Origin of the sequence: Cellulosimicrobium funkei (genome assembly GCF_004519295.1) — a bacterium.
GTDB classification, from domain to species: Bacteria; Actinomycetota; Actinomycetes; order Actinomycetales; family Cellulomonadaceae; genus Cellulosimicrobium; species Cellulosimicrobium funkei.
On sequence record NZ_SOZH01000008.1, the window covers coordinates 317571 to 325068 of the forward strand.

8 protein-coding genes are annotated in these 7498 nt (G+C 73.6%); 5 read left to right on the plus strand and 3 right to left on the minus strand.

Annotated elements, in window-relative coordinates; genetic code table 11:
* The first annotated feature begins 44 nt into the window (after positions 1-44).
* The 4 genes from E1O70_RS20160 (at position 45) to E1O70_RS15025 (ending at position 3549) form a co-directional block, all read left to right on the plus strand.
* On the plus strand, positions 45-545 hold the full coding sequence (locus tag E1O70_RS20160) for a MarR family winged helix-turn-helix transcriptional regulator (protein WP_061266563.1): 501 nt from the start codon (positions 45-47) through the stop codon (positions 543-545).
* Between the two features lie 141 nt (positions 546-686).
* A complete protein-coding gene (locus E1O70_RS15015; RefSeq protein WP_082774160.1) occupies positions 687-2402 on the plus strand; it encodes an MDR family MFS transporter in 1716 nt (571 codons plus the stop codon).
* Between the two features lie 168 nt (positions 2403-2570).
* On the plus strand, positions 2571-3068 hold the full coding sequence (locus E1O70_RS15020) for a MarR family winged helix-turn-helix transcriptional regulator (RefSeq protein WP_061266562.1): 498 nt from the start codon (positions 2571-2573) through the stop codon (positions 3066-3068).
* Positions 3069-3087: 19 nt separating this feature from the next.
* A complete protein-coding gene (locus tag E1O70_RS15025) occupies positions 3088-3549 on the plus strand; it encodes a ribosomal maturation YjgA family protein (protein WP_082774159.1) in 462 nt (153 codons plus the stop codon).
* Here E1O70_RS15025 and msrB read toward each other — a convergent pair.
* The gene (gene msrB / locus E1O70_RS15030; protein ID WP_034652513.1) at positions 3518-3946 is read right to left on the minus strand and encodes a peptide-methionine (R)-S-oxide reductase MsrB; all 429 of its coding nucleotides are present in this window, start codon (positions 3944-3946) and stop codon (positions 3518-3520) included. The genes E1O70_RS15025 and msrB overlap by 32 nt on opposite strands.
* 131 nt (positions 3947-4077) lie before the next feature.
* Positions 4078-5601, minus strand: a complete 1524-nt coding sequence (locus tag E1O70_RS15035; RefSeq protein ID WP_061266561.1) for a DEAD/DEAH box helicase — start codon at positions 5599-5601, stop codon at positions 4078-4080.
* Between the two features lie 297 nt (positions 5602-5898).
* Here E1O70_RS15035 and E1O70_RS15040 point away from each other — a divergent pair, with 297 nt between their 5' ends.
* The gene (locus E1O70_RS15040) at positions 5899-6615 is read left to right on the plus strand and encodes a M50 family metallopeptidase (RefSeq protein WP_061266574.1); all 717 of its coding nucleotides are present in this window, start codon (positions 5899-5901) and stop codon (positions 6613-6615) included.
* 166 nt (positions 6616-6781) lie between these two features.
* On the opposite strand, the gene E1O70_RS15045 is transcribed toward E1O70_RS15040, so the two are convergent.
* Positions 6782-7063, minus strand: a complete 282-nt coding sequence (locus tag E1O70_RS15045) for a HesB/IscA family protein (RefSeq protein WP_061266560.1) — start codon at positions 7061-7063, stop codon at positions 6782-6784.
* Between the last annotated feature and the right edge of the window lie 435 nt (positions 7064-7498).

Genomic DNA, 7498 nt, shown 5'->3' on the forward strand with positions numbered 1-7498 from the left:
CGCGGAGTATGCTTGCCTGCAGCAACCAAGGAGTGCCTGTGCCTGTGACCGCCCTTCCCGCGACCGACGTCGCGAACCCCGGACTCACCCCCGACCCGTCCCCCGCGGCGGGTCTCGTCCGCGCGCTCGACGACCTCGCGCGCGCCCAGCGGGAGTCCGCCGTCCGGATCGCCCGCGACCTCGACATGCCGCGGGCGTCGTTCGGCCTGCTCCGGATGCTCCAGCACTGCGGGCCCGTCCAGCTCGGGGACGTCGCGGCGAAGCTCCGGGTCGACCTCTCCGTCGCGAGCCGACAGGTGAGCCACCTGGTCGACGCGGGCCTCGTGCGCCGCACGGTGGACGACGACGACCGGCGGGCCCGGACCGTCGAGCTCACCGAGGCGGGCCGCGCACTCCTGGTGCGGGCGTACGAGCACATCGACGTCCTCGCCGCGACGACGTTCGCGGACTGGGGCGACGAGGAGATCGTCGAGGCCACGCGCCACATCGAGCGCGTCGCCGCGGCGGTCGTCGCGGTCCACGACTCCCCCCGCACCACCGGGTGACCGACGGCGCCCGGCGGCCCTGCGCCGTCGGGCACGCGCCCCGACCACCGGCCGCACCGCGGACCGGCCTCCGACCACCTGACACCGCCCCCCGACGCGTGCGCCCCGCCCCGGCCTCGTGAGCAAGGAACCCAACGCCTGATGACCACCACCCCCGCAGAACGCACCGCACCGCCCGGCAGCGCCGGCGCCCCCGCACCGATGACCCGCCGCGAGGTCATGGAGTCCCTCTCCGGGATCCTCCTCGGCATGTTCGTGGCGATCCTCGCGAGCTCGATCGTCTCGAGCTCGCTCCCGAAGATCGTCAACGACCTCGACGGCTCGCAGTCGTCGTACACGTGGGTCGTCACCTCGACCCTCCTCGCCATGACGATCTCGACCCCCATCTGGGGCAAGCTCGCCGACCTCACCAACCGCAAGGTCCTCATCCAGATCGCGCTCGTCGTCGCGGTCGTGTCCTCCGCGCTCGCGGGGCTCTCGCAGAACGTCGGCACCCTCATCGCGCTGCGCGCGTTCCAGGGCATCGGCGCTGGTGGCCTCATGGCGCTCGCCACGGTGCTCATCACCGACATCATCTCGCCGCGCGAGCGCGGCAAGTTCATGGGCCTCATGGGCGGCATCATGGCCGTCAGCCAGATCGGCGGGCCGCTCCTCGGCGGCGTCCTCACCGACGCCGTGAGCTGGCGCCTCAACTTCTTCGTCGGCCTGCCGTTCGCCATCGCCGCGATCGTCGTCCTCCAGCGCACGCTGCACCTGCCGAAGGTCGCGCGCCGCGTCGTCCGGATCGACTACTGGGGCGCGATCCTCATCAGCGCCGGCGTGTCCTCGCTCCTGCTGTGGGTGACGTTCGCCGGGCAGAACTTCGAGTGGCTCTCGTGGCAGACCTTCGCGATGGTCGGCGGCGCGGTCGTCGCGCTCGTCGGTGCCGTGCTCGTCGAGCGCGTCACGCCCGAGCCGCTCATCCCGCTGCACCTGTTCAAGAACCGCACGTTCGTCCTCGCGGTCGTCGCGTCCGTCGCGGTCGGCGTCGCGATGTTCGGGACCGCCGTGTTCCTCAGCCAGTACATGCAGGTCGCGCGCGGCAAGACGCCGACCGAGTCCGGCCTCCTCACGATCCCGATGATCGTCGGCACGTTCGTCGCGTCGACCCTGTTCGGCCAGCTCATCACGCGCTACGGCCGCTACAAGGCCTTCATGGTCACCGGTGGCGCGGTCCTCGTCGCGTCGCTCTTCGCGCTGTCGACGATCGACTACCACACGAGCTTCACGCTGATCAGCGTCTACCTGTTCTTCCTCGGCGTGAGCATGGGCATGCTCATGCAGAACCTCGTGCTCGCCGTGCAGAACACGCTCGCCGTGGAGGAGATGGGCGCCGGGACCTCGACCGTCGCGTTCTTCCGCAGCCTCGGCGGCGCGATCGGAGTGTCCGTGCTCGGCGCGGTGCTCGCGAACAAGGTCACGACGTCGATCCAGGACGGCCTCACGCAGCTCGGCGTCCCGGCCGGCTCGATGGGCGGCGGCAACGCCGTGCCCGACGTCTCGACCCTGCCCGCGCCGATCAAGGACCTCGTGGAGAAGTCCTACGGCGACGGGATCGCCGAGATCTTCCTCGTCGCGGTACCCCTCGCGCTCGTCGCGCTCATCGCCGTGTCGTTCCTCAAGGAGGTGCCGCTCGGCACCAAGACCGGCCTCCAGGAGCGCCTCGAGAAGGAGGCAGCCCTGCTCGGCGCGGACGCCCCGATCGACGCCACCCCTGGTCGTGTGACGCTCGCCGAGGAGACGGAGTCCACGCTGCTCGGTGCCTACGAGCCCGCGGGCGTGGTCGACGACGAGGCGACCGCGCGCCGGTCGCGCTGACGTCGGCGCCCCGCCGCGCGGGGGCACCGCTGCCGCACCCCGCGGGGGTGGTCCCGACCTTCCGGGACCACCCCCGCGGTCGTGCGCGGGGCGCTCCCGTCGCCCCGCGCGGGTGAGGTTCGCGGGAGGAAGGTGACCGGGCCGTCCCGTTCGCGCCATGATGGCCCTGTGCCCCCCGAGACCGCTCCGGCCCGCCCTGCTCCCGACACCGCACGCGTCGACGACGACGCGTACGTCGACCTCGAACGCGAGCTGCGGATCCTGCTGCGCCGCGCGGGCGCGGTCGCGACGGGCATGGCGCGCCGCATCCACCCCGACCTCGAGGCGAGCGCCTATCCGCTGCTCGCGCACATCGCCGACCATCCCGGCGTCCGGGGCTCGGAGCTCGCGGCGCAGTTCGGCGTGGGGCGCGCGACGATCTCGCGACAGCTCAGCCGCCTGCACGACCTCGGCCTCGTCGCGCGCGAGGTCGACCCCGACGACTCGCGCGGGCAGCTCATCACCCTGACGTCCGACGGCGAGGCCCGGCTCCACGCCGCGCACAGCGGGCGGGTCACGTCGATCACCGAGGCGCTCGACGGCTGGGACCGGCGCGACGTCGCGACGCTCGCGACGCTCCTGCACCGGTACTCGGAGGACGTCGTGCGCTGGGCCGCCAACCGGTGACCCTGGCCCCCGGCGCAGCATGACCGTGCCCGACGGCGCCCGCCCGCCCCACCTCGCCCCGCGCGGTCGCGGGGCGGCCCGGGTCCGACGACGGCCCGTCGTCGCGCTCGTCCTCGCGCTGATCGTGGTGGCGGGCCTCGTCGTCGCGACGCGCGTCCCCGACCCGTGGGGCGACGTCGGCGGCGACGTGCTCTACGCCGTCGCGACCTACGCCCTCGTGGTCCTCGCGGCGCCGCGCGTGCGCCCGCTCGTCGCGGGCTCCGTCGCGCTGGGGTGGTGCTGGGCGGTCGAGGCGCTCCAGGCGACGGGCGTCGCCGCCGCCGTGAACGACGCGGTCCCGCCCGCGGCGTGGCTGCTGGGCAGCACGTTCGCGGTGCGGGACCTGGTCTGCTATCTGGTGGGCGTGGCGCTCGCGTACGCGGTGGACGCGAGCGTCGGCGCCCGGACGGCTACTCCGCGCCGGCCTCGAACGTCAGGCTGACCGAGTTCATGCAGAACCGGTCGCCCGTCGGGGTCTGGGGCGCGTCGTCGAACACGTGGCCCAGGTGCGAGCCGCAGCGCGCGCAGCGCACCTCGGTGCGCACCATGCCGTGGCTGCGGTCGGTGAGCAGCTCGACGCGGTCGCCCGCGAGCGGGCTGAAGAAGCTCGGCCACCCGCAGTGCGAGTCGAACTTCGTGTCGGAGCGGAAGAGCTCGTTCCCGCACGCGCGACACGCGTAGACGCCGACGCGCTTCTCGTCGAGCAGCTCGCCCGTCCACGCGCGCTCGGTCCCGGCCTGCCGCAGCACGGCGTACTCCTGCGGGGACAGCTCGGCGCGCCACTCGTCGTCGGTCTTCACGACCTCGTAGGGCTGGTTCTCGTGGGTCTGGCTGGTCATGGTCCACCTCCGACGGTCCCAACCACGCCGACCGCTCCCGTGTTCCCGCCCCGCCCCACCCGCTGCGTGCAGGAAAAAGTCGCGGCCGAAACGGTTCGACCGCGACTCTCTCCTGCCTCAGCGTGGGGGCGTCAGCGCGGGCTGGAGGTCGAGTAGACGGTGCTCGACCCGCCGGCGGGGCGCTGCGCGCGGCCACGGCCGCCGCGACGGCGGCCGCCGCCCTGGCCTGCCGCGCCGTTCCCGGTGCCCGAGGTGCCGCGGCCGTCCCGGGCGCCGCCCTCGGGGCGACCCGCACCCGTCGGGCGCTGCGCCGGGCGCTGACCGCCCTGGCCGCGGGACGCCGTCGTGCCCTGGCCCGCGGGCTGCGCGGCCGGGCGTGCGCCGCCCTGGCCGCCACGGCCACGGCGCGACGCGCGCGACCCGCCGTTGGACGAGCCCGTGCCGCGCTTCGCCTGCGTCTGCGGCGGCGTGATGTCGGACGGACGCACGTACTCCGCGACCTCGCCGACGAGCCCCTTGATCGTCGCGTCGCCCGGGGCGACCGGCTGCGGCTGGGCCGTGATCTTCGCCTTGCGCGTGAGGTCGCGCACATCGCCGCGCTGCTCCGGGAGCATGACGGTGACGACGACGCCCTCCGACCCGGCGCGGGCGGTGCGGCCCGAGCGGTGCAGGTACGCCTTGTGCTCCGCCGGCGGGTCGACGTGCACGACGAGCTCCACGTCGTCGACGTGGATGCCGCGCGCGGCGATGTCCGTGGCGACGAGCACCTTGACCGCGCCCGACGAGAACGCCTCGAGGTTGCGCTCGCGCGCGCCCTGGCCGAGGTTGCCGTGCAGGTCGACGGCGGGCACGCCCGCCGCGGTGAGCTGCTTCGCGAGCTTCTTCGCCTGGTGCTTGGTGCGCATGAACAGCACGCGACGACCCGTGCCCGAGGCGAGCTCGTGCACGATCTGCTTCTTCGCGTCCGCGTCGCGCACCGCGAGGATGTGGTGCGTCATCTGCGGGGGCGCGGCCGCGGCGTCGTCCACCGAGTGGCGCACCGGGTTGCTGAGGTAGCGCTTGACCAGCTGGTCGACGCCGTTGTCCAGCGTCGCGGAGAACAGCATGCGCTGCCCCTGCTTCGGCGTCTTGTCCATGATGCGCTTCACGCCGGGCAGGAACCCGAGGTCGGCCATGTGGTCGGCCTCGTCGAGCACGGTGATCTCGATGCCGTCGAGCGTGAGCAGGCGCTGGTTGAGGAGGTCCTCCAGGCGGCCCGGGCACGCGATGACGATGTCGGCGCCCTTGTCGAGCGCGGCGACCTGGCGCGACTGCGCGACGCCGCCGAAGATCGTCGTCGTCACGAGCCCGAGCGCCTTGGCGACGGGCTCCATCGTGGCGTTGATCTGGTTGGCGAGCTCGCGCGTCGGGCACAGCACGAGCGCACGGGGCCGGCGCGGGTGGCGCGCCGACTTCGCCCACGACAGGCGGGCGACGGTCGGCAGCGAGAACGCGAGCGTCTTGCCGGAGCCGGTGCGGCCGCGGCCGAGGACGTCACGGCCCTTCAGCGAGTCGGGCAGCGTGGCGGTCTGGATGGGGAACGGGGAGTCGATGCCCTGGCGCGAGAGCTCGCGCACGACAGGGGTGGGCAGGCCGAAGTCGGCAAAGGAAGTCACAGGTGATGGGCCTCTCGGGGCTCAAGGTCGGGGTCCGCCGCACGCAATCCGGGGGGGGATCTCCACGACGCCGGGCGCGCGGGATCGCGCTGCCCTCGAACGTCCAGTGTCTCATGCCCGACGACGGGCGGCCGGGTGAGGTGCGTCTCGGCATCCTCAGGCACAGGGCCCTGTGGTGGAATGTCGCGCGTGCACGCCCTGGCGAACGCCCTCACCGTCCTGCCCGCCCTCCCCCGGGGCGGGGTCGCGGGAGCGCCCGACGACGCCTCCACCACGGGCGGTGACGTCGCCGCGTCCGTGGGGGACGTCGTCGGGCAGGTGTGGGAGGCCGCGACGACGCCCGTCCCTCCCCCGGCGGCCGCCGTGGTCGTCGCGATGGGCGTCCTCGCGCTCGTCGTCGTGCTCGTCACGCCCGTGTGGCGCGTGGCCCGGCACGTCGTGACCATCGCGCACGAGGCGTCGCACGCGATCGCGGCCCTGCTGACGGGCCGTCGGCTCGCGGGCATCCGCCTGCACTCCGACACGTCGGGGCTCACCGTGTCGTCCGGGCGCCCGCGCGGGTTCGGCATGGTCCTCACCGCATTCATGGGGTACGTCGGCCCCGGCCTCATCGGCCTGGGCGCCGCCGCGCTGCTCCGCCAGGGGTACGCCGTCGGGCTGCTGTGGCTGCTCGTCGTGCTGCTCGCCCTCATGCTGCTGCAGATCCGCAACTGGTTCGGGCTCTGGTCCGTGCTCGTCACCGGCGCCGCGCTCGTCGGGGTGTCCTGGTGGGCGACGCCGCCCGTGCAGAGCGCCGTCGCCTACGCCGTGACGTGGTTCCTGCTGCTGGGCGCCGTGCGGCCGGTGCTGGAGCTGCAGTCCGAGCGGTCGCGCGGCCGGGCGAGCACCTCCGACGCCGACATCCTCGCGCGCCTCACCCGCCTGCCCGGCCTGTTCTGGGTCGGGGTGTTCCTCGTCGTGACGGTCGGCGCCGCCGTGCTCGGCGGGTCGTGGATCGTCGGGCCCGCCGCCTGACCCTCGCGTACCGGTCGCACCCCGGTCGAGCGGGCCTCGCACGCCGGTCGAGACACGACGACGGGCCGCCCGCCGGAGCGAGCGGCCCGTCGTGGGACCGAGGACGCGCCTGGAGGAGGAGGACGCGTCGTCGAGATGGTCCGGCGCGAGCGCCGGGAACGTCCCGTCAGCCCTGCGGCGTCAGGACGAACGCCGGTCCCTGCGCGTTCGGGTCCGTGTCGAGCGTGAGGTTCGCGAGGGTCGGTGCCGTGGCGGACTCCACGAACACCTTCGCCTCGCCGTTCTCCACGACCGTGTCGTCGGGCTGCGGGGCGGGGACGAGCGCGAGCTCGAAGCTGCCCGCCTGGTCCGCCGACTCGGCGATCCGCAGACCGCCTCCCTCGGGGACGCCGGCCTGGGTCTGCAGGTCGTGGACAGCGGAACGGGCGTTGTCGGTCAGGGTAAGCACGAGAGCTCCTCTCGTCGCCGGGCGGAACCTGCGGGACACGTCCGTGCGGCCCACGCCTGGCCGGCGTGACCTGCCGTCGGTGCACCCTCCCGCGGGCTCCTCGGTCTTCTCCACCGAAACAAGAACCGCCGACCGTCGCAAGCGAAACGCCCGGTTCTCACCAAATTTCTCACGGAGCAAGACCGCGGGTGACACGTCGTGGAGCGCCGCATAGGGTGCGCGCCCGCCGGGGGTCGCGGTCTGAGATCGGCACCCGCTACCGGGGTCGGCACGTACTGCCGCGTTCGGCACGTACTGCCGCGTTCGGCACGTTCTGCCGCGTTCGGCAGTCGCACGTGCCGATCTGCGTCGGGACTGCGGGACTGCTGCAGGATCCGTTGACACGGGTTTGGTGGTGATCATGCCGCAAGCGCGGCGTTCTGGGCGGTGAAGGCG